Origin of the sequence: Ureibacillus sp. FSL K6-0786, assembly GCF_037965165.1 — a bacterium.
Classification (GTDB): Bacteria; Bacillota; Bacilli; order Bacillales_A; family Planococcaceae; genus Ureibacillus; species Ureibacillus thermosphaericus.
This window is the reverse complement of sequence record NZ_CP150191.1, coordinates 2,569,732-2,594,936: the sequence shown is the minus strand read 5'-3', so window position 1 is coordinate 2,594,936 and position 25,205 is coordinate 2,569,732. Positions and strand designations below refer to the sequence as shown.

Sequence of the window (25,205 nt, the reverse complement as noted above, 5' to 3'; positions counted from 1 at the left end):
ATGAAAAAGCTACTTTAAAGTGAATTATATAAAATTACTACTTTGAAAGCAAAATATGGTATTGATGATAAAAAGCCCGACTAATAAGTTTGCACATTCTAGTAAGGCTCTAGTATTATATTTCTCTGCGACGGTCATATGAAACGCACCTCTATCTGCGATGAAGTGTGAGCGGCAAACGTAAAGAAAAGCGCCTAAAAATGACTTTTTAGGCGCCTCTTTTATCATTATTTTTGAATAAACATTTGTGTCCAGTAATGGCCATCCTTCACGTAACCAACACCGATGTGAGTGAAGTTTTTGTTTAAGATGTTTGCACGATGGCCAGATGAGTTCATCCAAGCTTTCACCACTTGTTCTGGTGTGCTTTGACCCATCGCAATATTTTCACCCGCAGATTTATATTGGATTCCGTAGTTTTTCATCATGGTAAAAGGTGAACCATACGTTGGACTTGTATGATCAAAATATTTTTTATCGTGCATATCTTGAGATTTATGTTTTGCAACTCTAGCAAGTTCCCAATCAGATTTTAATGCTGGTAGACCTGCTTTTGCACGCTCAACATTCACAAGTCGTACTACTTCTTCTTCGTAAGCCAACCCTTCTTTTTCAGGGATATTAATTTTTTGACCAGGGTATATTAAATTAGGGTTTTTTAACTGTGGATTCGCATTAATTAATTCTTGTACACCTGTTTGTGTTTTTACAGCAATTTTCCAAAGCGAATCTCCTGAAACAACCGTATACGTTCCTGCAGCTAAAGCCGTTGCCGGTACTAATAATCCAATTGATAGTACAAGTGCTCCTGCACCTCTTTTTAATTTTTTGTACATTTCCTTCAATCCTTCCTTCTTGATGTAAATTCATCATAAAAGGAATGATTGATGAATTCATCACAAAATTTTTGGAAGGATTTTTACAGTTTTGTTACGTTGAAATATTAATCTACCAACCCTTTGATAGAATAAGTTTCTTCTTTTTTATCTCGTAAAATTATTGAAATATTTTTGAAATAGGAATAAATTGCTAGATATTTTTATATTAGAAACAACCAATCTCTTTATGAATTGGTAATTATTTTATTATAAATAGGAGGCTATTTTATTTCGAGTCTAAATGATACTCCATAAAAGCATCGATCCAGTACGTTTCTATTTGTTTATTTTGCTCATTGATGAATGAGTAATCTTCAACTTCTATTTCATATTGTACAAATCTACTTTTCGTTAAATCTTTTAAATAGTAGTACGTTGTAATATGTGCTGACTTTGGTAAATTTTCTATTAACTCAATCAATTGCCCTTTATTAATTGACAATGTTCCTTCCTCCTAAACTTCACATATTAATCTATCCACACTTTAAAATATATTGTTACTCACTATAAGTTATTCATTAATAATATGAAATTATTTTATTAAAAATAATTATGGATATATATTAGTTAAGTTAATACAGTTTGTGAGATTGCCAGCTTAACTCGTGAAACTGGTGTGGTTAATACACAATCTTGTACATTTAGCATTCACACACGTGCACCTAAAACTCCGCTTGTGAGGAATTTATGACAAACTTTGAGATGCATAACATCGTTGAAAATGCTCATATTAAAAACGAAAGGAGAGTTCTACAATGGATCATCGAATGGATTTAGAAAACAATAGACGCCATTTTGATTTTGTACGCGGCAAACAATCTGTGGGAAGTAATGGAGCAAGTCTCGAAGAATTTGGAATGGAAGAAGAATTTCATATTCCAAAAAAGAAAGAAAATCCATCAATCCGTGAACGACATGATCAATTTTTGGATAACGAATAACAAATGAAACAAACAACCTCCTGCATTCAATAATATGACTATAAATAAAGACAATACGGTATACCTCAAAATAAAAAATTATCATCCAAATCGGATGATAATTTTTTATTTTCAACCACTCAATCATCATTTAATAATCTTACTAATAGCTTTAAATTCATCTCCACGAGCAATTTGTTGCATTTCGAACAATGCCATTTCAACACTCGTTATTTTTGCTCCACATTGTTTCATTTTTTCTAAACCTATTTGTGTATTTAAAGCTGTACGAGAAGAAACGCAATCCGCTAACACTTCGACTTCATAACCATTTTGGAGCAAGTGAGCTGTCGTTTGGTACACACAAATATGCGTCTCAATACCGGCAATTAACACTTTTTTACGACCTGTTGCTTCAAGTGCAGCGACAAATTCCGGTGTATCATATGCGCTGAACGTAATCTTTTCAATTGGTTTCTCATCTGCTAAATGCTGTGAAATTTCTTCTACAGTTGGCCCTAAACCTTTCGGATACTGCTCAAGCCATAAAATAGGCAAACCTAACACTTTAGCACCTTGTACCATATTGGCGATATTTTGAATCACAAATTCACTGTTGTCCACGATGCGTGCAAGTTTTCCTTGAATATCAATCAATACAAGTACAGTATCTTGTTTCGTCAACAAACTCCTCATCCCCCTTCAATCTTCCTTTTATTTAATTCTACAAAATATTGGTATTTCCTTGTATATAAATTTTCTTTCAATAAGAACATGTTTTTAAGATAGGTTATAATACTAGTAGCCTTAAAATAATGCAAAAGAAATGGATGATGTATGTGATTCGTTTAAGTTGGCTTATAAGTATCGCCATTTCCTTTTTCGGTTTTGTACTCGTTAGTCAATTGTATGAGGTGCAACCGAAAGGAGCAACTGGTAATTTAGGATTCATTGGCATCATTTTCTTATTCCCTTTTATTATATTGAGTTTAATTACCACTTTTCGCTATTTCTTAACTGTAACAAGCTCTGCAAAAAGAATAGAAAAATTTATAGGCATTGCCGGTGGAATATTGCTTCTTGGATTATTTGTGTATTTTTCATCTGTGCAATCAATAGAAGGAGACTTCTCTGAATTTAACAATTCGAAAAATCTAGTCTTTTTTAATATCTATACATTCGGATTAATCCATACAATTAGTGGTATACTTGGAGCTTTTTATGGTGTTATGAAACCAAAACCAATTGAAAATATAGAAGAATCCAATGTAGAATAATATTTTTCATTTTAATGGTTCATTTTTTAACAGTTTAAGCATTTTCTTTTTATACGCTTCCACTCCAGGTTGGTCGAAAGGATTTACTTCCAGTAACTTCGCACTCATGGCACATGCTTTCATAAAGAAGTAGATTAAATAGCCTAGATGATAGGCATCAAGCTTTTGCATTTCTAGTTGAATAACTGGCACTCCACCTTCTGCATGGGCGAGGGCTGTGCCTTGTTTTGAAGTTGCATTGATTTCGTTAAAGGAGCGGCCTGCTAAATAATTTAATCCATCTTCATTTCGACTATCATATGGTACGTCATAATCCCCGTCGATTTCATGGAAATGGAGAAGCGTTTCAAACAAAATGGGGCTTCCTTCTTGAATAAATTGTCCGATTGCATGCAAATCAGTGGAGAACGTAACACATGTAGGAAATAGACCTTTTCTTTCTTTGCCTTCACTTTCACCAAATAACTGCATCCACCATTCGTGAAACTTCTTTAATGAAGGTTCAAAGGATGCTAGCATTTCCACACTGTACCCTTCGTTATATAAGATATTTCTTATAACTGCGTATTGGTATGCATGATTACGCATTAAATCTACCGCTTTTAATTCCAAAGCTGCATTTTTTGCACCATCCATGAAAGATCGAATATCTATTCCAGATACAGCGAGTGGCAATAGCCCCACTGGCGTTAATACTGAATACCTGCCCCCTATATTCGAAGGGATAGCGAACTGTTTATACCCTTCCTTTTCTGCTATATTTTTCAAAATTCCTCTTTCAGGGTCTGTTGTTACTATAATCCGATTAACTGCATTTTCACCATAGCGTTTTTCCATATACTGTCTTAGCACGCGGAATGCTAAAGCTGTCTCCATCGTGCTTCCAGATTTTGAAATGACGTTGATATAAATTTCTTTATCATCTAAATAATGAATTAATTGCTCTAAATAAGCCCCGCTCATATGATGACCAACGTATATAACCTCAATGCCCTCTTTGAGAACACCAAAATAAGGAGATAATGCTTCTTGAACGGCACGGGCTCCTAAAAATGAACCACCAATACCAATTACAACAAACACATCCGCATTTATGCATATTTCACTTTTCAAATCCTCAATTTCATTAAATAACGCCTTATGGTCCATTAATGGATAATTAATCCAACCAGTCATATCCTTTGAATTTTCTAATTCAAAGTGAATTTGTTTAACTCGATCTTTATATGCTTCCATATCTTGATAATCGAATAAACAATTCAATAATGTTGTTTGAACAGAATGAGTTGTCAATGGAATTGCCTCATTTCTTATTTTTTTACTTTAAATATTCTTATAGAATCTTGAAATTTTTTCATCGTGATTTACAAAACTCTATTATCAATTAAACATAATCACTACTTATAATTTATTATTTCATTTAGCATTTCATTAATGGGAACGTGTTTGTATTGATAATTGTTGCGCTTTATCGATAATGAAACGTTTTACTTCTTCTCGCAAATCTTCACGCTGCAACGCAAAATCAATTGTCGTTTCAATGAATCCCATTTGATTGCCGACATCATATCGTTTTCCTTCAAAGCGATATGCAAACACACGTTGAATCGTATTCAATTCCTCAATAGCATCTGTTAATTGAATTTCTCCGCCTTTCCCCATTTTCTTTTGTTCTAAGTAGCGGAAAATTTCGGGTGTTAAAATGTAACGTCCTATAATCGCAAAGTTGGAAGGTGCTTCTTCTTTTGTTGGTTTTTCTACGAACATTTTCACTTGCATTAACGGTGAATCGGTGGAAATTGGATCAATCACACCATAACGATGGATTTCGCTATCAGGTACTTCCATAACGCCAATTACGCTAGAAAAGGTTTTTTCATATTGATTGATTAATTGTTTTAAACAAGGAACATCACTTTGAACGATGTCATCTCCGAGCAACACAGCAAAAGGTTCATTACCAATAAATTTACGGGCACACCAAATGGCATGTCCAAGGCCTAGAGGTTGTTTTTGGCGGATATAATGAATATCAATATCCGATGATACACGTACCTTTTCTAACAAATCGTACTTCTTTTTTTCAATTAAATTTGCCTCCAGTTCAAAGGCGTGATCAAAATGGTCTTCAATCGCCCGTTTTCCTTTTCCCGTAACGATGATAATATCTTCAATTCCCGAAGCAATCGCTTCTTCAACAATATATTGAATGGTTGGTTTATCTACAATCGGTAACATTTCTTTCGGCATGGCTTTCGTTACAGGTAAAAATCGTGTTCCTAAACCTGCAGCTGGGATGATGGCTTTTCTAATTTTTTTCAAGCGATTTCACTCCTCATCCATTGGTTTACATCAAGAAAATTATACAATATTTTCCCATTCTACTCATACTAAACACAAAGAGCAATGATGAGATAAAAATAGGCTGGAATCTAAATCCAGCCTTACTTTAAATATATAAATTTTAAAACCTTTAACGAATTATAGCACCAGCTTCTTTTAATGCTTTCAATACTTTTTCATGTGCATTTGTTACTTCTTCATCTGTTAATGTTCTTTCAGGATCAAAGTATGTTAATGTGAAGGCTACTGATTTTTTATTGGCATCGATATTTTCACCTTCATATACATCAAATACTTTTACAGCTTTTAATAATTTCGTACCTGATGTACGAATGATAGATTCAAGTTCTCCAGCAGGTACAGAGCGATCTACTTCAATGGCAATATCTCGTGTAACAAGTGGGAAGCGTGGAACCGGTTCGTATTCTACTCCTTTTGCATCAGTGCGCAACAGGGCATGTAAATTTAATTCCGCTACATACGTATCTTTTAAATCCCACTCTTTTCGTTCTGATGGATGAAGACCACCAATTACTCCAATACGTTCTCCATCAAGTAATATATTTGCTGTTTGACCAGGATGTAATCCGTCCATTGCTGCTTTCTCAAAAGTAACTCGTTCAGTTAATCCTAGTTTTTCAAGCAATCCTTCTACAATGCCTTTTGCTGCGAAGAAATCTACATTGCGTTTATCCCCTAACCAATCATCGTCTACCCATTTGCCAGTAATGACAAAGGCAACATGCTCTTCTTCAAATGGTAAACCTTCCTCCGTCTTCCCGAGGAATACAGACCCAATCTCATACAAACTAGCAGAATCCGCTTGACGCGCCAAGTTATAACTTGCAGCTTGCAATAAGTGAGGGATTAAACTTTGACGTAAAGTTGAACGGTCTTCGCTCATCGGCATTAACAATTTCGTTGTTTCTTCTTTTTTCAGTGCAAATTTTTGAGACAATTCAGCAGAAGTTAATGAGTAGGTGATTGCTTGATACAATCCAGCTCCTTCTAAGAAATTGCGCACAATGCGGCGCTTTTCTTGATACGGAGTTAAGCCACCAATATGCATTTTACCTTCTGGCAATGTCATTGGAATTTCATCGTAACCATAAAGTCTTGCGATTTCTTCAATGATGTCTTCCTCTATTTTAATGTCTTGTCGACGAGTTGGCACATCAATGATTAATAAACCTCGTGCTGCTTCCACCTCAAATTTTAAGCGTTGTAAGATGGAAATCATATCTTCTAGGGAGATTTTCATTCCTAATTTTGCATTAATTTCATCTGGTGAAATTACAATTCGCGCTGGTGTTTTATCAAGCTCATCAACTAATACGGTACCTTCTAATACTTCTCCACCAGCTAATTCACTAAGAAGTTGTGCAGCTCGTTCTTGAGCTTCTAAAACTCGATTTGGATCGACACCTTTTTCAAAACGAACTGATGAGTCGGAACGCAATCCTAAATCTTTTGAAGTTTGACGAACTGAATGACCAACAAAATAAGCTGATTCAAGTACAACCGTTGTTGTGTTTTCTGTTACTTCCGAATTGGCACCACCCATTACCCCTGCGACAGCAACAGGTTCTTTTCCATTTGTAATGACTAAATGATGACTCTGTAACGTGCGCTCTTGATCGTCTAAAGTAACAATTTTTTCGCCTTCATTCGCTAATCGAACAACGATTTCACCTGTGCCTAGTGAATCGTAATCAAAGGCATGAAGCGGTTGACCATATTCTAACAATACATAGTTCGTAATATCGACTACGTTATTGTGTGGACGAATACCCGCCGCCATTAAATAATGCTGTAACCATAATGGCGATTCTGCCACTTTTACATTTTTAATGACTTTTGCAGCGTATAATGGATTTTCTTTAGTAGCTTCTACTTTAACTTTAATGTAATCTTCCGCTTTTTCGTTTGAAGTTTCATATTGAATTTCTGGTAATTTGACATCTTGCGATAAAATTGCTCCCACTTCATAGGCTACACCTAACATTGAAAGTGCATCGGAACGGTTAGGAGTTAAACCAAGCTCCAATACAGAATCTCGTAAACCGATTAATTCTAAAGCATCGCTGCCAGGAACTGCATCTTCCGGTAAAACGTATATTCCTTCAGAATATGCTTTTGGTACAACGCGCCCTTCAATTCCAAGTTCTTGCAATGAACAAATCATTCCATTCGATTCTTGACCGCGCATTTTCGCTTTTTTAATTTTGATTCCACCCGGAAGTTTTGCACCAGGTAATGCAACGATTACTTTTTGGCCGGCTTCCACATTCGGTGCACCACAAATAATTTGTCTTACATCCGTACCTACATCTACTTGGCAAATGCTTAATTTATCTGCATCTGGATGCTTCTCCTTTGATACGACATGACCAACAACGATATTCGTCATTCCTTGAGATCGATCGATGACGGAATCGACTTCAATTCCAGCACGAGTAATTTTTTCTGCTAAATCTTCAGGTGACAGCCCTTGTGTATCTACATATTCTTGCAACCAATTTAATGAAACTAACATATTAATACCCCCTTACCCTTCTGTACGTCGGAATTGTGATAAGAATCGAATGTCATCGATATAGAAGTTTCGAATATCTTCCACACCATATTTCAACATCGCAATACGTTCTACACCGATACCAAAGGCAAAACCAGAGAATCTTTTCGGATCATATCCACCCATTTTCAGTACGTTAGGATGCACCATGCCGGCACCTAGTATTTCAATCCATCCTGTATGTTTACATACGTTACAGCCATTTCCTCCACAGCGGAAACAAGAAATATCCATTTCAACAGATGGTTCTGTGAACGGGAAGAAACTTGGGCGGAGACGAATTTCTCGATCTTCACCAAACATTTTTTTCGCGAGTTTATCTAACGTACCTTTTAGGTCGCTCATACGAATGTTTTCTCCTACCACGAGCCCTTCAATTTGCATAAATTGGTGTGAGTGAGTAGCATCGTCTGTGTCACGACGATACACTTTTCCCGGGCAAATAATACGGAACGGTTTGCCTTTTTTCGCAAGCATTGTTCTAGCTTGCACCGGCGATGTATGCGTACGTAATAACGTTTCTTCCGTAATGTAGAAAGTATCTTGCATGTCGCGAGCAGGATGCCCTTTTGGCAAATTCAATGCTTCAAAGTTATAATAATCCATTTCCACTTCTGGACCTTCTGCAATTTCATATCCCATGGAGATGAATAAATCTTCCAATTCTTCAACAACACGCGTTAAAGGATGTCTGTTGCCAAGGCGCACTTTACGTCCAGGAAGTGTTACATCGACGGATTCCTTTTCTAGTTGTTCTTGAATTTGTTGTTCTTCTAATACTTTGACACGTTGCTCCAACGCTTCAGTTACTTTTTCACGAACTGTATTGGCTAGAGCCCCCATTTTAGGACGCTCTTCAGGAGAAAGTTTCCCCATTCCTTTTAATACTTCCGTAATGGACCCTTTTTTCCCTAAATATTGAACACGAACATCATTCAGTTCTTTTAAGTTCATGCATGCAGCAATTTTCTCAATGGCTTCTTGCTCAATTTGTTTTAGTTGCTGTTCCATCATGTAACCTCCTTAAATGAAAAATATTTTTTGTTTGAATAATTACCATTATTTGTTACAAAATTTACATTTTTTGTGACATACTCACATGTTACAAATCAAATAAAAAAACCTCGCCCCAATTCAAGGGACGAGGAACATTCGCGGTACCACCCTAGTTATTGCAAAATGCAATCACTTCATTGACATAACGGCATTCGCCGGCAATCCTTTACAGAGCTTTACTCTGGTCCTGGATGCTGCTCGCGGGGTGAACTTCAATATTCGCTGCATACATAAGCTTCCAGTCATGGCTTATGCTCCCTGAAATGCAGTGTTTGAATATTTACTCTTCCCGCTCCAACGCATTTCCACTTTATTCACATATGATTGGAAAAATCTTAGACTATTCTACGATAAATTGGATTATGTTTCAAGTATCTACCTTGTATAATTATCCAATCCGTTTAATGAAAAACTCTTACTTTTACTTCAATCGAGAAGCAAAAGTAAGAGTTCGTTAATCGATGAAATGATATAATAAAATCCCTGTAGCAACCGCCACATTCAACGATTCTGCTTGTCCTAAAATCGGAATCATCACGTTTTGAGTCGTTTGCTCGAGCAATTCCTTTTGAACACCGCTACCTTCATTTCCTACAATTAAGGCGAAACTTCCTGACTTATGTAATTCTCTATAATCAACTGCATTTTCAAGAGCAGTTCCATACAAAGGAATGTTTCTTTCTTTTAATTTTTCAACCCAATCCATTAAATTTCCGCGAATTACCGGAATATGGAAGTGAGATCCTTGCGCCGAACGCAATGTCTTTGGATTATATATATCTGCACAGCCTTTTCCTAAAACAACCGCATCGATTCCAGCAGCATCCGCTGTACGAATCATAGTTCCGATATTTCCTGGGTCTTGCACTGCATCAATAAGCAATAATTTTTTCCATGATGCCTGTTCAGTTTCCGAAATCATTGTTTGTTTGCAATGTGCAAATATACCTTGTGAAGTTTCTGTTTCTGCAATATCCTTCGCAATGGAGTTCGTTACTTCCACTATCTTTACATCATTCAATGACCATTCACGGGGAATTTCAACCCCTTCGCGTACAATGATTTGAATGACTCGTTCCTTATTTTTTAGTACTTCCTCTACTAAATGAAATCCTTCGACAATAAATTCTCCTGTTTTTTCTCGCTCTTTCCTATTGGTAACTAGCTTTTTCCAATGTTTCACATAAGCGTTTTGAGCCGATTCTATGCGTTTCATTATTGATAAACCGCCTTTATTTATTTTTTTACATCTTGATCTAAATTTACTAATGCTTTACTAAGTCGATAAATATGTTCTTCTGTTGTATCCATTCCAAAAGAGATTCGGAAAAATGTACGTGCTTCCGATAAGCTATGCCCCATGGCAAGTATCGCCTTTGTTCCTGATGCACTGTTAATATCGCAAGCACTTCCGGTTGAAATGCAAATTCCTTCTTCATTTAATCGCAACATCACGTATTGCCCTTCCGCCCCCTTCATACATAAGCCACATATGCTTGGGAGTTGATGAGCTTCGTCTGCTTCAATAAAATAGCAGTTTGTATCTTTTATTGATTCTTTTAATTGGTTTCGCAAACTCCAAAATTTATTGAAGTCATACTGGTAATGCTCTACGCTTTTGGCAAAAGCAAAAACCGCTGGGGTATCGACAGTACCGCCTCTTAAGCCCCTTTCATGAGTCACACCTGGAAAAAGTGGCAATATTCTTCTGCGTGGATTTAAATATACCGCACCACAGCCTTTTGGTCCACCAATTTTATGGGCGGATACTGTGATGCCATCAACAAATTTTGAAAATTCCGTTACATCTAATTTACAGAAGGACTGAACACAATCTACATGATATGAAATATTGTATTTTTGTGCAACTTCGGCAATTTCTTTCACCGGTTGAATAGAACCAATTTCTGAGTTGACATGTTGGATTGTAATGAGAACAGTATCTGGGCGAATCGATTGTTCTAACATGCTTACATCAACTATACCTCGTTTTGTTAACGGTAGTTTTGTAATTTCATAACCTTCTCTTTCTAGAGTATTTATAGCTGCATGTACACTCGTGTGTTCTGCGCTTGACGTGATGATATGTTTCCCTTTTCCTGCACGGGCTAAAGATATTATTGCAAGGATATTCCCTTCTGTACCACTTCCAGTAAATATGATGCCGTCCCGATTAACGCCTAATTTATTTGCCACAACATCTCTTGCGTTTTCTAACAAAAAGGCTGCTTGTCCACCTGCATCATGCAAACTGGATGTATTACCATATACGCTTTTTGCAGCAAGACTGTAAGCCTCAATACTTACATCCATCATCGGGGTTGTCGCAGCATAATCTAGATAAATCATTGATATTCCCCATTTCTACAAAAATTATGGACTCTTAGCATACTTTACATAACGGAAATTATGAATGAAAATGCTTGTTTTATCATTTATTTTATGTAAATATATGTGTCAAGACAACTGTAAAGAAGGTAATGCTATGATCATCAACACAGACATTGTCATTATAGGAAGTGGTATTAGTGCTCTTCAAACAGCAAAACTCCTTGCAAAAAAGTATGATGTACACATTGTCACAAAAAATCACATAAAAAACGGTAGTTCATACAAAGCACAAGGAGGAATTGCTGCAGTCACAAGCAGTGAAGACAACATCCGATTTCACATAGAAGATACATTTGTTGCTGGCCTTCATCATCATGATGTGGAAAATGTAATAAAACTTGTAAAAGAAGGAAAACAAACTGTTCAACAACTAATTAACGATCATTTTCCTATTGATTGTGCACCTGATGGCTCGATTTTGCTTGGACTTGAAGGAGCACATAGCAAACCAAGAATCATCCATTCTGGCGGCGATGCAACGGGCAAAGCTCTAGTAAACTTTTTGGTAGATTCTTTGCCTGAAAACGTCATAATTCACGAATATGAGTTGGCTTATGAACTACTCATTAATGATGATGGAGAATGTATCGGTGTAAAAACGAAATCTTTTGAAGATCATATTACGTACTTAGCCTCATACGTGATTGTTGCAACTGGCGGTGTAGGAGCATTGTATGAATATACTTCAAATTGTTCCGATAGCTTTGGTGATGGGATTGCCCTTTCTTACCTTGCAGGAGCCGAAATCGCTGATATGGAATTTATTCAATTCCATCCAAGCTTAATTTATTTGGATGGAAAAACGCATGGACTTGTTTCTGAAGCAGTTCGAGGAGCAGGCGGTTATTTTGTTGATGAAAATGGAAATCGAATTATGGAAAGAGTTCATCCACTTGCGGATTTAGCTCCAAGACATATTACCGCTTACGAAATGTATAAACATCGTACAAATGGCCATGAAGTTTATATCGACATTTCGAACATCGAGCACTTTGAAGAAAAGTTTCCTACGATTACTAATATTTGCAAAGTGATAGGGATTGATTTATCGAATCAGCGCATACCCATTGCACCGGGAAGCCACTTTCTTATGGGAGGCATCGTCAGCGACGTTTACGGCCGGACTAATATCCCAAGACTTCTTGCCATTGGTGAAGCCGCTTGTACGGGTGTCCATGGAGCAAATCGACTAGCCAGCAATTCATTGTTAGAATGTATTACCTTTGGAAAATTGATGGCAGAACATTTGCTAAATAACGGCAGCCGTCAAAACAACTATACGATTCGAAAAATTGACAATAAATCGTCCAACATCCCAAAATTAATGCAACCTAGTGTCTTACAAAAAGAAATGTTCCTAAAGGCTGGCATCGTAAGAGAAAAAAAAGCGTTAACGGATTTAATTGAACAGTTGCCTGCCTATGAGGAATTTGCAAATGTCAATTTTGATGCATTAGACAGACGAACGATTGAACAGTTATTTATGCATATTACCGCCTCTTTAATTGTTCAAGGAGCATTTACTAGAGAAGAATCTCGTGGCTCCCATATTCGTAATGACTTTCCATCAATTAATGAGGATTGGCAAAATAAGTGGATTATCTTCAAACAAGGAAAATTACATGTGAGGGACGGACTTTATGAACAAAATCAAATTACAAGAAATATTGAAACAGTTTTTTAATGAAGATATCGGAGACGGTGACTTATCAAGCGAAACCATCTTTTCCCGTATAGATCAAGGATCTTTTACTTTTTATGCAAAGGAGGACGGAATCTTTTGTGGAGCTACGATAATCGAAACCGGATTTAAGTTGCTCGACCCTTTCCTTAACATCACCTTGCTGAAAGAAGATGGGGATGAAGTTCATAAGGGGGATCAAATCGCTATCATAGAGGGTTCTTTACAAAGTTTGCTTAGCGGAGAACGGGTCATTTTAAATTTAATTCAACGGATGAGCGGCATCGCAACGAACGCAAGAAAAGCTGTTGAATTAACTAAAGGAACAAATGCAAAAATATGTGATACCAGAAAAACGATGCCAGGTCTAAGAATGCTCGATAAATACGCTGTGCGGACAGGCGGTGCATATAACCACCGAAGCGGCTTATACGATTGCATTATGTTAAAAGACAATCACATTGCTTTCGCTGGAAGCATTTCAAAGGCCGTACAATTAGCTAAATCAAAAATTGGTCATACGGTAAAAATCGAAGTGGAAATTGAAACGAAAGAACAATTGTTAGAAGCAATTGAAGCTGGTGCGGATATTATCATGTTTGATAATCGAACTCCTGAAGAAATTAAACAATGGTTGCCGCTTGTTCCAAAACATATAACAACGGAAGCTTCTGGGGGCATTACGTTAGACAATTTGCGAAAGTACGCAGAATCTGGCGTAGAATGGATTTCCCTCGGCTCCCTTACCCATTCGGTTAACGCTTTAGATATTAGTGCATTAGTAAAAAGAAAGGATGTTGAATAATGTCAACAATTTGCACACTTCCAACTCAAGGTATGTTGCCTGAAAAATATCGTCGCTTGTCTCGTGATGAAATGGAAAAGAGAGTTCGTGAAATAAAGGAAAAATTAGGTGATCAATTATTTATCCCTGCACATCATTATCAAAAAGATGAAGTAATCCAATTTGCTGATGCAATAGGCGACTCTTTGCAACTGGCGCAAGTAGCTGCTAAAAATAAACAAGCTAAACATATTGTATTTTGCGGTGTGCACTTCATGGCTGAAACAGCTGATATGTTAACAACCGATGAGCAAATTGTTTACTTGCCTGATATGCGTGCAGGTTGTTCCATGGCAGATATGGCAAATATTTATCAAACGGAAGAAGCATGGGAGAAGTTAACAGCCCTTTTCGGCGATACAATTATCCCATTAACATATGTCAACTCAACTGCTGCGATAAAAGCATTCACCGGGCGGAATGGCGGTGCTTGTGTCACTTCATCCAACGCCAAAAAAATGGTGGAGTGGGCACTTACGCAAAAAGAGCGAATCTTTTTCTTACCAGACCAACATTTAGGAAGAAATACAGCCTACGAATTAGGAATCCCTTTAGAACAAATGGCTGTATGGAATCCGATTTCTGGAGAATTCAAGTATGAAGGCAATGTCCAAGACATAAAAGTGATTTTATGGGATGGTTATTGTTCTGTTCATCAAGGATTTACAGTGGAGAATGTTCAAGAAGTTCGAGAAAACTATCCTGAAATGACAGTCATTGTTCATCCAGAATGTTCTTTTGAAGTAGTACAAGCAGCAGACCTTTCAGGTTCTACTAAATATATCGTAGAAACCATCAAAAATGCTCCTGCTGGCTCGAGTTGGGCAATCGGAACGGAAATGAACTTAGTGAAACGAATTATTGCTGAGCATCCCGACAAGCACATCATCTCACTCAATGAAAATATGTGCCCTTGCCTAACAATGAACCGTATCGATTTGCCACATTTCCTTTGGGCGCTTGAAATGATTGAAAATGGTGAACAAGGAAATGTCATTAAAGTGGACCGAGAAACAACGGAAGAAGCATTGTTGTCATTAAACCGTATGCTTCAATTAGCATAAAATCACATACACATTACGCAAGTTGCGCTAAGAAGAACTTTACTCCAAAAAAGTTTCTCCAAGGAGTTATTGAAAATGACGCATAATTTCATCGAGTGGTAACAAACTACTACTCGAGGAGGCGAATGGTATGAACTTTCAAATAAGAGAAGCCATTACAGCAAATGTTAAAGGAGACAACCCACAAGATTTTCAGGAAACAATTCAAGATGCAATCGCTCGAGGAGATGAGCACCTACTTCCAGGACTTGGTGTCTTTTTAGAAAAGTGGTGGCAAACTTCTACTGAAGAAGAGCATGCAAAGTTTACCGAAACATTATCAAAAGCATTTCAAAATTAAAGGGCTGGAGAATGGATTCTCCATGCCCTTATTTAATATAACCCCCATTCCATTTTTAAAATTTCCTTCAAGCTTTTTAGTTGTTCTTCCCCTATATGTTCTGCAATGATATTCTCCAATTCTTTTTTTAAAGCGATATATTTTTCATAGCAAGCTTCTCCCGAAGGTGTCAGTTCAATATATTTATCTCTCAAGTTCGCTTTATTCGTTTCCACCAAACCTTTTTGCTCTAATTGTTTGATAAATTTATGGGTTGCTTGCCTTGTAAAATGAACTTGTTTCGCTACATGAGAAATTAATGGCTTATCCTTATAAACTATTGATAAAATAGCAAATTCTGAATTTGTTATGTAAATATCACTAATATCTTGCCATTTTCCTTTCTTTATTTTTTTCAATAACATCCATTTCCCATTAATTAAATCAAACAACAATTCTCCCTTATGATCATTCAATCATCTCACCCCTTTGTAGACTAGCAACTATATCAATAATGAATTTATTATTCAATTGTTAATACTACTATCATACCTGAATAGTTCTAATTCGTCATTTACCAAAAAAAAGAGAGCGTTTATACTAGTATGAGAATTAGTAAAAATATCATTATTTCATAAGTTTATCCAAACTAGTATTGAAGGAGGGAAAGTGAAGTGGGAGTACATTACAATTGGAAACAATGGCTATGGAGTAGTTTTATCATTTGTATGTTAATTTTTTGCGTAAAAGTAAATCATGGAGATGCTGCTACTTTTAAAGATGTTCCTGAAAGCCATCCGTCAATATTCGAAATTGAATTTCTTGCGGATTCAGGAATTATTAAAGGTTATCAAGATCAAACCTTTAAACCTTCTAACAATGTTACAAATTCCCAAGTTGCATTAATGATTACAAGAGCATTAAATCTTAATGTAGAGAATCGACCAGCTCCAGGATTTCAAGATTTAGGAAAAATCGATGAAGTTACTTATAAGGCCATCGCAGCAGTCGTGGATGAAGGAATTTTTCCAAAAGGAGATACTTTTAGACCCTTTGAACCCATTACGCGCGGTGAAATGGCTCAAGTATTAGTTAATGCATTTCATTTAAAAGGTACAACAAACCAAGAGTTTAAAGATGTTTCCAAAAACCATACATTCTATCAAGCAATCAAAATATTAGCTGCAAATAACATTACAACGGGATTCGAAGATGGCACTTTTAAGCCTTCTCAACCTCTTACTCGCGCTCACTTTTCCACTTTTATGTCTCGGATTATTGAACCTGATTTTATTCCTGTTTCAAGTGGATTTGGGTACAATAAACAGTACCAGTACATATATGAATTAAATGAGGGCTATACCGCTCGAGAATATTTTTCGTATCTTTCATCTGACGAACTAGGGGATTGGTGGCAAGTTTCCGACGAAAACAATCAATACATCCATTATGTAAATCGCATCGATAAAAAAGGCTTCACTTTTACTGGTTACTTAGAAAATGAAGAAATTATCACAGATTTTCATATTCCGTATCCAGTAAAACTTGGAACGAGTTGGTCTTATTCATTTAAGGATGAGTATCAACCAGTAACCTATGTCGTAACCAGCATGTCGGAAAAAATCACAACACCTGCTGGAACCTTTCATCCTGTAATGGAAATTGTTAGTTCCGATGGTTACCAATATTATTATTCGAAAGAATTAGGCCACATTTGTACGAAAGATTTGCAAACAAATGCGATTGTTTATCAATTAATTGATTTAAAGAAACGGTCTTCTAAATAAAATATTCCTTCATGTAAAAAGGCAATCCAGCGCCTCCCGGATTGCCTTGTATCTTTTATTTATATCGATGCTTCATTCCACCTAGAAATCCACATCGAGTGAAAACATGTTTTAATCTGCATAGTAGTAGAGATAAAAGTTTCCTCTGCCGCTTTCGGGGCAGAGCTATAGCAGATTCTCTTCTATTTTCATTATGCTAAAAGAGATAACAATACTGCTTTTTGTGCGTGTAATCGGTTTTCTGCTTGCCCCTGCCGCTTGCGCTTTCGGGGCAGAGCTACAACATATTTTCTTCTGTTCTTTTTATGCTAATAGAGATAATAGCACTGCTTTTTGGGCATGGAGTCGGTTTTCTGCTTGCCCCTACCGCTTGCGCTTTCGGGGCAGAGCTACAACATATTTTCTTCTGTTCTTATTATGCTAATAGAGATAATAGCACTGCTTTTTGTGCGTGTAATCGGTTTTCTGCTTGCTCGAAGACGTATGAATTTGGTCCATCGATTACTGATGTTGCCACTTCTTCTTCGCGATGAGCTGGCAAACAATGTAAGAACATAAAGTCAGGTTTTGCATGAGCAACAAGTTCCTCATTGATTTGATAACCTTTAAAGTCTATTAATCTCTGAGCCGCTTCCTCTTCCTGCCCCATACTAGTCCATACATCTGTATAGATTACATCTGCATCTTTCACAGCTTCAATTGGATCATTTGTTACGACAACCGTGCTGCCATTTTTCTCTGCAATCGCTTGAGCCTTCTTCATGATGATTTCATCTGGCTCATACCCTTTAGGAGTTGCAACCACAATATCCATTCCAACATGGGCAGCTGCAACTACCAGCGAATGGGCAACATTATTTCCATCGCCAACATAAGCTGTTTTTAAACCTTTTAATTTTCCTTTATTTTCAACGATTGTTTCAATATCTGCCAATGCTTGACATGGATGATAAAGATCCGTTAATCCATTAATCACAGGAATTGTAGAGTATTCAGCTAACTCCTCTACCATCTTATGGGAATTTGCACGTATCATAATGCCATCTAAATATCCTGAAAGCACAAGGCCAGTATCAGAAATTGGTTCACCACGACCAAGTTGCATATCTCTTGCATGTAAGAAAATCGCTTTTCCACCCAATTGATGCATTCCTACTTCAAAGGAAATACGAGTACGAGTTGAATTCTTCTCAAAAATCATTCCGATTATTTTTCCATCTAATAGTTTTGGACATCTTCCGTTTTTCGTTACCTTTTTCATTTTTATTGCAAGACTAATTAGTTCTTGCACTTCTTCACTTGTATAATCAAGCAGCGTCAATAAATCTTTGCCCTTTAAACTAGAAACGGGCTTTAGCTGCACTTCTTCCAACAGTTTCATTGATTCTTACCGCTCCTTTAACGTTTGGTTGTATTCATTATACAATTGCATATTTATTAAATCAAGTGTATTTTTATTATATTTTAATCTTTTTGTCAATCGAAGGAATATTCAATCAAAACGAATAAAAATTCAACTAAAACGAGTTTATTTTTGATTTTAATTAATATTTATGCGTACAAATTAAAATGATGTCCATTCCATTCTATTCATAATAGTATATGTTATGCATAAAGATAACTTCAAGCGTTCTAAATGCCAATAAAAAAAGAGAGGATGTTTAATCCTCTCAATCAAATTTAATTTTATTCACCGCATCCCAATCAAGCCGCTTTACAATTTCGACCATTAATTTTACTGCATTTTCAAAATCATCCCGATGCAAAATGGATGCATGGGAATGAATATAACGAGTAGCAACGCCAATGGAAAGGGTTGGTACGCCACTTCCAGTTAAATGAATAGAACCACCATCCGTTCCACCACCAGGCATCGTTTCAAATTGATATGGAATCTTGTTTTCTTCTGCAACATCTATTACAAAATCCCGTAATCCTTTATGCGATACCATCGAAGCATCGTAAATAACGATTTGTGGCCCTGCTCCTAGCTTCGATGTCGATTCTTTTGCAGTAATCCCCGGCGTATCACCAGCAATTCCAACATCTACTGCAAAGCCAATATCCGGTTGGATTTTAAACGTGGACGTTTTCGCACCTCTTAAACCTACTTCTTCTTGTACATTGCCGACACCATACACGATATTTGGATGTTTTTCATTTTGTAATCGTTTCAACACTTCGATGGCAATGGCACAGCCAATTCGGTTATCCCAAGCTTTTGCGAGTAACAATTTTTCGTTTTTCATCACATTGAATTCAAAATAAGGAGTAATCATGTCACCAGGTCGTATTCCCCAGCTTTCCGCTTCCTCTTTTGAAGATGCACCAACATCGATAAACATGTCTTTTATATCTACAGTTTTCTTTCTTTGTTCTTGAGGCAGGATATGTGGCGGTTTTGAACCGATTACGCCAATGATTTCTTCTCCTGAACGAGTTGTAATCGTTACCCGCTGAGAAAGCATAACATGAGCCCACCAGCCGCCTACAGTTTGAAATTTAATAAACCCCTTTTCATCAATTTGAGACACCATGAAGCCGACTTCATCTAGGTGACCGGCAATCATAATTTTTGGGCCTTTTTCATCGCCACATTTTTCAGCAATTAAGCTTCCTAAATTGTCATACTCAATCTTATCAGCAAACGGTTCGATATATTTTTTCATTACTGCTCTCGGCGCTTTTTCATTTCCTGGGATGCCGTTTGCATCAGTCAAATCTTTCAACATTTGCAGAGTTTGATCCAAATTCATTATGAATATCCTCCTTAATATCCATTGCGTTGCCGCTCGTAATTTTTCTCGTTTTTAGCAATGTATGCTTGGATAATATCATCCAATGTGAAACCTAAATTATAGGCAAGCACTCCATAATATTTCCACACTTGCAAGTAATTATCCTCTGTCGGATTATGAATAAATGATAATATTACATCTTGTGTTTGTAAAAACCACGTCGTTAAGTTTTCCTTTTTCTTAATTTCCGGCCAAGCATCTAATCGATAGCCTTTCTCATTTCCTAATGAAAGCAGAAAATGAATAGAATCTACAAATTCCTCTAATATCACTTCTCGTTCAGAAGGTCCTTTCGTGCTCCAATATTTAAAACAGCGAGTTTCATTTGCTAACTCTGCTAGTTCAATTGTTAGCGCCAATCCTTTTTCTAAAAACACATCACGGTTGATTTGCTGATTTTTTTGAATAAATGAATCCAGTTGTGCTTGCATATTAAACAGTTCTTTAAATTCCATTAATTTTATCCCTCATTTTCTATAAAAAATGAAACTATATATCTATCCTAATCGTATAGGATATGATACCTTTTATACAAGGGGGAACTTTTATGGGTTTTCTTTTGCGCATTATAGTTATTGTCCTCATTATCTATTTATTTTATAAAGCTGTTCGCTACTTAACAGATCCAAAAAGGAAATTAGATGAAGCCTATGAAAAGGGGCAATATTATTTTTATGACGATGTAAAAAATGTACGAAAAAACTTCTTTATTTCTTATAAAGGGGCATTATTTGAAGGTGAAAAATATTTAGGGACAACCGAAGATGCCTTTGAAGTTGTTTCGATTTTCGTCTGGGTGCATGATCCAATGAAACTTCACGGTATGACGAAAGATGATTTCAAATTTTTAGAGAAGGAAATTTTAATGAATTATCCTAAAGCGAAAATCAATTGGAAAAATCCTATTGAAAAATTGATGAAAGAAGAATAATAATCATCCTCTAAATAATGTTTTAATTGTTCGTTGATGGACAGGGGGCTTGTCCAAATAATATTAGTAAACTCTCTGTTGAGTGAATCATTTGAAAAATAAGCGGCTTGAGCTCTAAATCTTTATGGGCTTAAGCCGTTTAATTCTTTAAAGAGCGAAGTGGATCATCACAACATACTCCATCAAATTAGAATGAACGATTTATATACATGATTAATATAATCTGTATTGCAGACAAAAATGGCAATCCAAATGCAAATACTGAGTGTTTCGTTTTATGGCGGAATAGATACATCCCGATTAGCCCACCACAAGCACCACCGATGATTGCAACGAACAATAATGTTCTTTCTGAAATACGCCACTTCTTTTTTCTCGCTTTTGATTTATCAATCCCCATCAATGTAAAACAAATCGCTGATAGAATCATCATGTAAACAATAAGAATTTCATTCATATGCGCTTCTCCTAATAGAAAAAGACTGATAGGATGTCCTACCAGCCTTTAAAGTTGTTGTTTAAATTCGTGAAAAAATGAGTCAATTTCTTATTTCGCAATTGCTTTTTTCGCTTCTTCAGCAAGTTGAGCAAACGCTTGTGCATCGTTTACTGCCAAGTCAGCTAACATTTTGCGGTTTACTTCGATACCAGCTTGTTTTAAACCGTACATTAAACGGCTGTAAGAAAGGCCGTTTTGACGAGCAGCTGCGTTGATACGAGTAATCCATAATTTACGGAAATCGCGTTTTTTCTGACGGCGGTCACGGTATGCGTATAAACCGGATTTCATTACCGCTTGATTTGCTGTTCTATATAAAGTGTGTTTTGAACCGAAATAACCTTTAGCTAATTTTAATACTTTTTTACGACGCTTGCGCGTTACTGTTCCACCTTTTACGCGTGGCATATTAATTACCTCCTGCTATTCTCTCGTAAATTAAATTTTTATATAACGTTCAATTATTTTTTGTACGCAAGTAAAGTTTTAATGCGTTTGTAGTCACCTGCAGTCATCACTTTAGCTTTACGCAGTTGACGTTTTTGTTTTGTCGTTTTGTTTGCAGCTAAGTGGCTACCGTAAGCACGGTCAAATTTAAATTTACCTGTACCCGTTCTTTTGAAACGCTTAGCAGCGCCACGATGAGTTTTCATTTTTGGCATAGTATTTCCTCCTAAACCTTATTTCGTAATCATTATTTTTCATTTTTTGGTGCAAGTACTAAAAACATGCTTCGGCCTTCTAATTTCGGCTTTTGTTCTACTGTTGCATATTCTGCACATTCTTCAGCAAAACGATCTAATACCCGCTGACCAATATCTGTATGCGTAATTGCGCGACCTTTGAAACGCAACGTACATTTTACTTTATCTCCTTTTTGAAGGAACTTGATTGCGTTTCGAAGTTTTGTTTGGAAGTCATGCTCATCAATTGTTGGGCTTAAACGTACCTCTTTCATGTGGATGACTTTTTGATTTTTGCGAATCTCGCGCTCTTTCTTTTGCTGCTCAAATTTAAACTTGCCATAGTCCATAATACGAGCGACAGGTGGCTTCGCTTGTGGTGCTACTAGGACAAGATCCAAGTTTACACGAGCAGCCATTTCTAACGCTTCATTACGGGATTTAATTCCTAATTGTTCACCGTTTTGATCAATTACACGAAGTTCACGTGCACGTATCCCTTCGTTGACGTACATGTCTTTGCTAATAAAAATCCACCTCCAAGGTTGTGTCGCGAATACACGGTTTGGAAACATCCCTGGTTGAACGTCGCTGTTGATTCTGTTATGTCCATAAAAAAAGACGGACATTTCAGAAGATGTCCGCCCGCCGAAAAATACGCAAAAAGAGCGTATTCATTTTTCATGTATTCCAAACCTGCCAACTGCTTGAAGCGTCGAAACAGGTGAGAAGCGGGCAGCCTCTACTTTCAACCACAAACTTGTATTCTTAACCTTTGTTATCGTAACATTCATATTTTAGAATGTCAAGTTTTTTATCAATACATTCCTTTGAAAGAAAAAAAATAGAAAACTTTAAAATCTAAAATTCTTTAACGAATACTAGCTATCGTGCAATGATTAGAATTATAAACTAAAGTATTTTAAAAAATCAAGATGCCCTTTGCTAAGCTCCGGGCATCTTCCACACTAATCAAAAATACAAATCATTTTTGTATCCCGTTTACACTCTTGCGTCCTTTTTGATATCTTCAAGGAATTGTTCGAATGAAACTGTTTCGGAATCTTTAGATCCATATCTGCGAATATTTACCGCATTCGCTTCCACTTCTTTATCTCCTAATACCAACATGTAAGGGATTTTCTTCATTTGTGCTTCACGGATTTTATATCCTAACTTTTCTTCACGAACATCCAATTCTACGCGAATACCAGCTTTACGAAGTGTTTCTTCCACTTGTTTTGCATAATCAAAATGCACTTCGTTTGATACAGGTATCACTACTGCTTGAACTGGTGCCAACCAAGTTGGGAACGCACCTTTATACTCTTCAATTAAGAATGCAACAAAGCGTTCCATTGTCGATACAATACCACGATGAATTACAACTGGACGATGTTTTTCTCCATCTTCTCCGATATATGTTAAATCAAAGCGCTCTGGTTGCAAGAAGTCAAGTTGCACAGTTGATAATGTTTCTTCTTTACCAATAGCAGTTTTAACTTGTACGTCCAATTTAGGACCATAGAATGCCGCTTCGCCTTCCGCTTCAAAATATTCAAGGCCTAGGTCATCCATTGCTTCTTTTAACATGCTTTGAGCACGTTCCCACATTTCATCGTCGTCATAATACTTTTCTGTATCTTCTGGATCACGGTAAGATAAGCGGAAACGATAATCTTTAATATCGAAATCTTTATAAACATCTAAAATTAAGTTAACTACTCGTTTAAACTCATCTTTAATTTGGTCTGGACGAACGAAGATATGGGCATCATTCAACGTCATTCCGCGCACACGTTGTAATCCAGATAAACCACCAGATGCTTCATAACGGTGCATCATACCAAGTTCGGCAATTCGAATCGGCAACTCACGGTAAGAGTGCATGCTGTTCTTGTACACCATCATATGGTGTGGACAGTTCATTGGACGAAGCACAAGTGTTTCGTTATCCATTTCCATTGGAGGGAACATATCTTCAGAATAGTGATGCCAATGTCCAGATGTTTCATATAAACTTTTAGAACCTAGCACTGGAGTATATACATGTTGATATCCAAGACTGATTTCTTTATCAACAATATAGCGTTCGATGATACGACGAATTGTTGCCCCATTTGGCAACCAAATTGGTAACCCTTGACCTACAGTTTGAGATAAAGTAAATAGCTCAAGTTCCTTACCAATTTTACGGTGATCTCGTTCTCTTGCCTCTTCAAGCATTTGTAAGTGTTGTTTTAAATCTTCTTTATTGAAAAATGCTGTGCCGTAAATACGTTGAAGCATTTTGTTGTTAGAATCGCCACGCCAATATGCTCCAGCTAAAGAAAGCAATTTAAACTCTTTTAATTTGCCTGTAGATGGAACGTGTACTCCACGGCAAAGATCGAAAAATTCCCCTTGATAGTATATAGAGACTTGTTCCCCTTCTGGAATCGCATCAAGTAATTCCAATTTATATTCATCGCCGATTTCTTCATAAATTTTGCGAGCTTCTTCGCGAGTAACGTTTTTACGTACGATCTCAAGGTTTTCAGAAATGATTTTTTTCATTTCTTTTTCTATTTTTGGAAGATCATCTGCAGAAATTGGTGTTGGTGAGTCGATATCGTAGTAAAACCCACCTTCAATTACAGGACCAATCCCAAGTTTCACACCAGGGAATAAACGTTTTACTGCTTGAGCTGTTAAATGAGCAGTAGAGTGGCGCAATATTTCTAATGCATCTTCATGTTCTGGTGTAATGATTTCAATTGCACCATCTTCCTCAATTGGTGTTTTTAAATCTAATAACTTACCATTGATTTTACCTGCTAACGCTTTTTTACGTAATCCTGGGCTGATGGAAGCTGCCACATCATCAGTAGAAGTTCCTTTAGGAAACTCCTTTACAGCACCGTCTGGAAATGTTAATTGAATCACTTCAGACATACTCAAATTCTCCTTTACTATATTTTTTGATGCAAAATTTTTAGCTATTCTGTATTCATAGAAATCAAAAATTAATAAAGCTAAACAGTTGAAACCTAAAATAAAAAAACGCCATCCCAATAAAGGGACGACGCGATCGCTCGTGGTTCCACCCTTCTTCCTTCCGAAATAAAATTTCAGACGAAGCTCTAGGTCGGTGTAACGTACCGAAAACGTTAGCGGATT

At 36.7% G+C, this 25,205-nt stretch carries 26 protein-coding genes and 2 other annotated features; of the genes, 8 read left to right on the top strand and 18 right to left on the bottom strand.

The window, feature by feature from the left end:
- Window positions 1-227: 227 nt before the first annotated feature.
- The gene (safA, locus tag NSQ18_RS12810) at window positions 228-836 is read right to left on the bottom strand and encodes a SafA/ExsA family spore coat assembly protein (RefSeq protein WP_096551448.1); all 609 of its coding nucleotides are present in this window, start codon (window positions 834-836) and stop codon (window positions 228-230) included.
- 268 nt (window positions 837-1,104) lie between these two features.
- The gene (locus NSQ18_RS12805; RefSeq protein ID WP_016837181.1) at window positions 1,105-1,320 is read right to left on the bottom strand and encodes a hypothetical protein; all 216 of its coding nucleotides are present in this window, start codon (window positions 1,318-1,320) and stop codon (window positions 1,105-1,107) included.
- Between the two features lie 313 nt (window positions 1,321-1,633).
- Here NSQ18_RS12805 and NSQ18_RS12800 point away from each other — a divergent pair, with 313 nt between their 5' ends.
- Window positions 1,634-1,819 (top strand): hypothetical protein, encoded by a 186-nt coding sequence (locus NSQ18_RS12800; protein ID WP_016837180.1) that lies wholly within the window; start codon window positions 1,634-1,636, stop codon window positions 1,817-1,819.
- A 126-nt stretch (window positions 1,820-1,945) separates the two neighbouring features.
- On the opposite strand, the gene NSQ18_RS12795 is transcribed toward NSQ18_RS12800, so the two are convergent.
- Window positions 1,946-2,494, bottom strand: coding sequence for a hydrolase (locus NSQ18_RS12795; protein ID WP_238536174.1), 549 nt, complete (start codon window positions 2,492-2,494; stop codon window positions 1,946-1,948).
- Between the two features lie 119 nt (window positions 2,495-2,613).
- Between NSQ18_RS12795 and NSQ18_RS12790 the strand changes: the two genes are divergently transcribed.
- A complete protein-coding gene (locus NSQ18_RS12790; protein ID WP_126434509.1) occupies window positions 2,614-3,075 on the top strand; it encodes a hypothetical protein in 462 nt (153 codons plus the stop codon).
- A gap of 6 nt (window positions 3,076-3,081) precedes the next feature.
- Here the strand turns inward: NSQ18_RS12790 and NSQ18_RS12785 are convergent, their stop codons facing one another.
- The 6 genes from NSQ18_RS12785 to NSQ18_RS12760 form a co-directional block, all read right to left on the bottom strand.
- Complete coding sequence (locus tag NSQ18_RS12785) at window positions 3,082-4,368, bottom strand: glucose-6-phosphate isomerase (RefSeq protein WP_016837177.1); 1,287 nt, start codon at window positions 4,366-4,368, stop codon at window positions 3,082-3,084.
- A gap of 138 nt (window positions 4,369-4,506) precedes the next feature.
- A complete protein-coding gene (gene galU, locus NSQ18_RS12780; RefSeq protein WP_016837176.1) occupies window positions 4,507-5,397 on the bottom strand; it encodes a UTP--glucose-1-phosphate uridylyltransferase GalU in 891 nt (296 codons plus the stop codon).
- Window positions 5,398-5,548: 151 nt separating this feature from the next.
- Window positions 5,549-7,954 carry a phenylalanine--tRNA ligase subunit beta gene (pheT, locus tag NSQ18_RS12775; RefSeq protein WP_339288276.1) on the bottom strand — a complete coding sequence of 802 codons (2,406 nt, stop codon included), beginning with the start codon at window positions 7,952-7,954 and terminating at the stop codon, window positions 5,549-5,551.
- A gap of 12 nt (window positions 7,955-7,966) precedes the next feature.
- Complete coding sequence (gene pheS / locus NSQ18_RS12770) at window positions 7,967-9,004, bottom strand: phenylalanine--tRNA ligase subunit alpha (RefSeq protein WP_096551455.1); 1,038 nt, start codon at window positions 9,002-9,004, stop codon at window positions 7,967-7,969.
- A gap of 123 nt (window positions 9,005-9,127) precedes the next feature.
- Window positions 9,128-9,356 (bottom strand) — a binding site (T-box leader).
- A gap of 147 nt (window positions 9,357-9,503) precedes the next feature.
- A complete protein-coding gene (locus NSQ18_RS12765; protein WP_339288273.1) occupies window positions 9,504-10,265 on the bottom strand; it encodes an RNA methyltransferase in 762 nt (253 codons plus the stop codon).
- Window positions 10,266-10,285: 20 nt separating this feature from the next.
- The gene (locus NSQ18_RS12760; RefSeq protein ID WP_016837172.1) at window positions 10,286-11,398 is read right to left on the bottom strand and encodes an IscS subfamily cysteine desulfurase; all 1,113 of its coding nucleotides are present in this window, start codon (window positions 11,396-11,398) and stop codon (window positions 10,286-10,288) included.
- 136 nt (window positions 11,399-11,534) lie between these two features.
- Here NSQ18_RS12760 and nadB point away from each other — a divergent pair, with 136 nt between their 5' ends.
- From nadB to sspI, 4 genes are all read left to right on the top strand, one after another.
- A complete protein-coding gene (gene nadB / locus NSQ18_RS12755; protein WP_016837170.1) occupies window positions 11,535-13,124 on the top strand; it encodes an L-aspartate oxidase in 1,590 nt (529 codons plus the stop codon).
- Window positions 13,081-13,926, top strand: coding sequence for a carboxylating nicotinate-nucleotide diphosphorylase (gene nadC / locus NSQ18_RS12750; RefSeq protein WP_016837168.1), 846 nt, complete (start codon window positions 13,081-13,083; stop codon window positions 13,924-13,926). The genes nadB and nadC overlap by 44 nt, the downstream gene beginning before the upstream one ends.
- A complete protein-coding gene (gene nadA / locus NSQ18_RS12745) occupies window positions 13,926-15,029 on the top strand; it encodes a quinolinate synthase NadA (protein ID WP_016837166.1) in 1,104 nt (367 codons plus the stop codon). Before nadC ends, nadA begins: the two co-directional genes overlap by 1 nt.
- Before the next feature lie 130 nt (window positions 15,030-15,159).
- Window positions 15,160-15,369 carry a small acid-soluble spore protein SspI gene (gene sspI / locus NSQ18_RS12740; protein ID WP_016837164.1) on the top strand — a complete coding sequence of 70 codons (210 nt, stop codon included), beginning with the start codon at window positions 15,160-15,162 and terminating at the stop codon, window positions 15,367-15,369.
- Window positions 15,370-15,401: 32 nt separating this feature from the next.
- Here the strand turns inward: sspI and NSQ18_RS12735 are convergent, their stop codons facing one another.
- On the bottom strand, window positions 15,402-15,824 hold the full coding sequence (locus tag NSQ18_RS12735) for a MarR family winged helix-turn-helix transcriptional regulator (RefSeq protein WP_016837162.1): 423 nt from the start codon (window positions 15,822-15,824) through the stop codon (window positions 15,402-15,404).
- Window positions 15,825-16,022: 198 nt separating this feature from the next.
- Here NSQ18_RS12735 and NSQ18_RS12730 point away from each other — a divergent pair, with 198 nt between their 5' ends.
- Window positions 16,023-17,135, top strand: a complete 1,113-nt coding sequence (locus tag NSQ18_RS12730) for an S-layer homology domain-containing protein (RefSeq protein ID WP_168412066.1) — start codon at window positions 16,023-16,025, stop codon at window positions 17,133-17,135.
- 415 nt (window positions 17,136-17,550) lie between these two features.
- On the opposite strand, the gene argF is transcribed toward NSQ18_RS12730, so the two are convergent.
- From argF to NSQ18_RS12715, 3 genes are all read right to left on the bottom strand, one after another.
- Window positions 17,551-18,516, bottom strand: a complete 966-nt coding sequence (gene argF, locus NSQ18_RS12725; protein ID WP_016837158.1) for an ornithine carbamoyltransferase — start codon at window positions 18,514-18,516, stop codon at window positions 17,551-17,553.
- Window positions 18,517-18,805: 289 nt separating this feature from the next.
- Window positions 18,806-19,894: a M42 family metallopeptidase gene (locus NSQ18_RS12720; protein WP_026018973.1), complete on the bottom strand. Its 1,089-nt coding sequence runs from the start codon at window positions 19,892-19,894 to the stop codon at window positions 18,806-18,808.
- Between the two features lie 11 nt (window positions 19,895-19,905).
- Window positions 19,906-20,388 (bottom strand): dUTP diphosphatase, encoded by a 483-nt coding sequence (locus tag NSQ18_RS12715; protein ID WP_016837153.1) that lies wholly within the window; start codon window positions 20,386-20,388, stop codon window positions 19,906-19,908.
- Window positions 20,389-20,480: 92 nt separating this feature from the next.
- Here NSQ18_RS12715 and NSQ18_RS12710 point away from each other — a divergent pair, with 92 nt between their 5' ends.
- Window positions 20,481-20,864, top strand: a complete 384-nt coding sequence (locus tag NSQ18_RS12710; RefSeq protein ID WP_016837151.1) for a hypothetical protein — start codon at window positions 20,481-20,483, stop codon at window positions 20,862-20,864.
- 187 nt (window positions 20,865-21,051) lie between these two features.
- Here NSQ18_RS12710 and NSQ18_RS12705 read toward each other — a convergent pair whose 3' ends face one another.
- From NSQ18_RS12705 to thrS, 5 genes are all read right to left on the bottom strand, one after another.
- Window positions 21,052-21,321 (bottom strand): DUF1294 domain-containing protein, encoded by a 270-nt coding sequence (locus NSQ18_RS12705; RefSeq protein WP_016837150.1) that lies wholly within the window; start codon window positions 21,319-21,321, stop codon window positions 21,052-21,054.
- A 90-nt stretch (window positions 21,322-21,411) separates the two neighbouring features.
- A complete protein-coding gene (gene rplT, locus NSQ18_RS12700) occupies window positions 21,412-21,771 on the bottom strand; it encodes a 50S ribosomal protein L20 (RefSeq protein WP_016837149.1) in 360 nt (119 codons plus the stop codon).
- 53 nt (window positions 21,772-21,824) lie between these two features.
- Window positions 21,825-22,025, bottom strand: coding sequence for a 50S ribosomal protein L35 (gene rpmI, locus NSQ18_RS12695; RefSeq protein WP_016837148.1), 201 nt, complete (start codon window positions 22,023-22,025; stop codon window positions 21,825-21,827).
- A 32-nt stretch (window positions 22,026-22,057) separates the two neighbouring features.
- Window positions 22,058-22,561: a translation initiation factor IF-3 gene (infC, locus tag NSQ18_RS12690; protein ID WP_016837147.1), complete on the bottom strand. Its 504-nt coding sequence runs from the start codon at window positions 22,559-22,561 to the stop codon at window positions 22,058-22,060.
- Between the two features lie 92 nt (window positions 22,562-22,653).
- Window positions 22,654-22,800, bottom strand: a sequence feature (ribosomal protein L20 leader region).
- A gap of 248 nt (window positions 22,801-23,048) precedes the next feature.
- Window positions 23,049-24,980, bottom strand: a complete 1,932-nt coding sequence (gene thrS / locus NSQ18_RS12685) for a threonine--tRNA ligase (RefSeq protein ID WP_016837146.1) — start codon at window positions 24,978-24,980, stop codon at window positions 23,049-23,051.
- Between the last annotated feature and the right edge of the window lie 225 nt (window positions 24,981-25,205).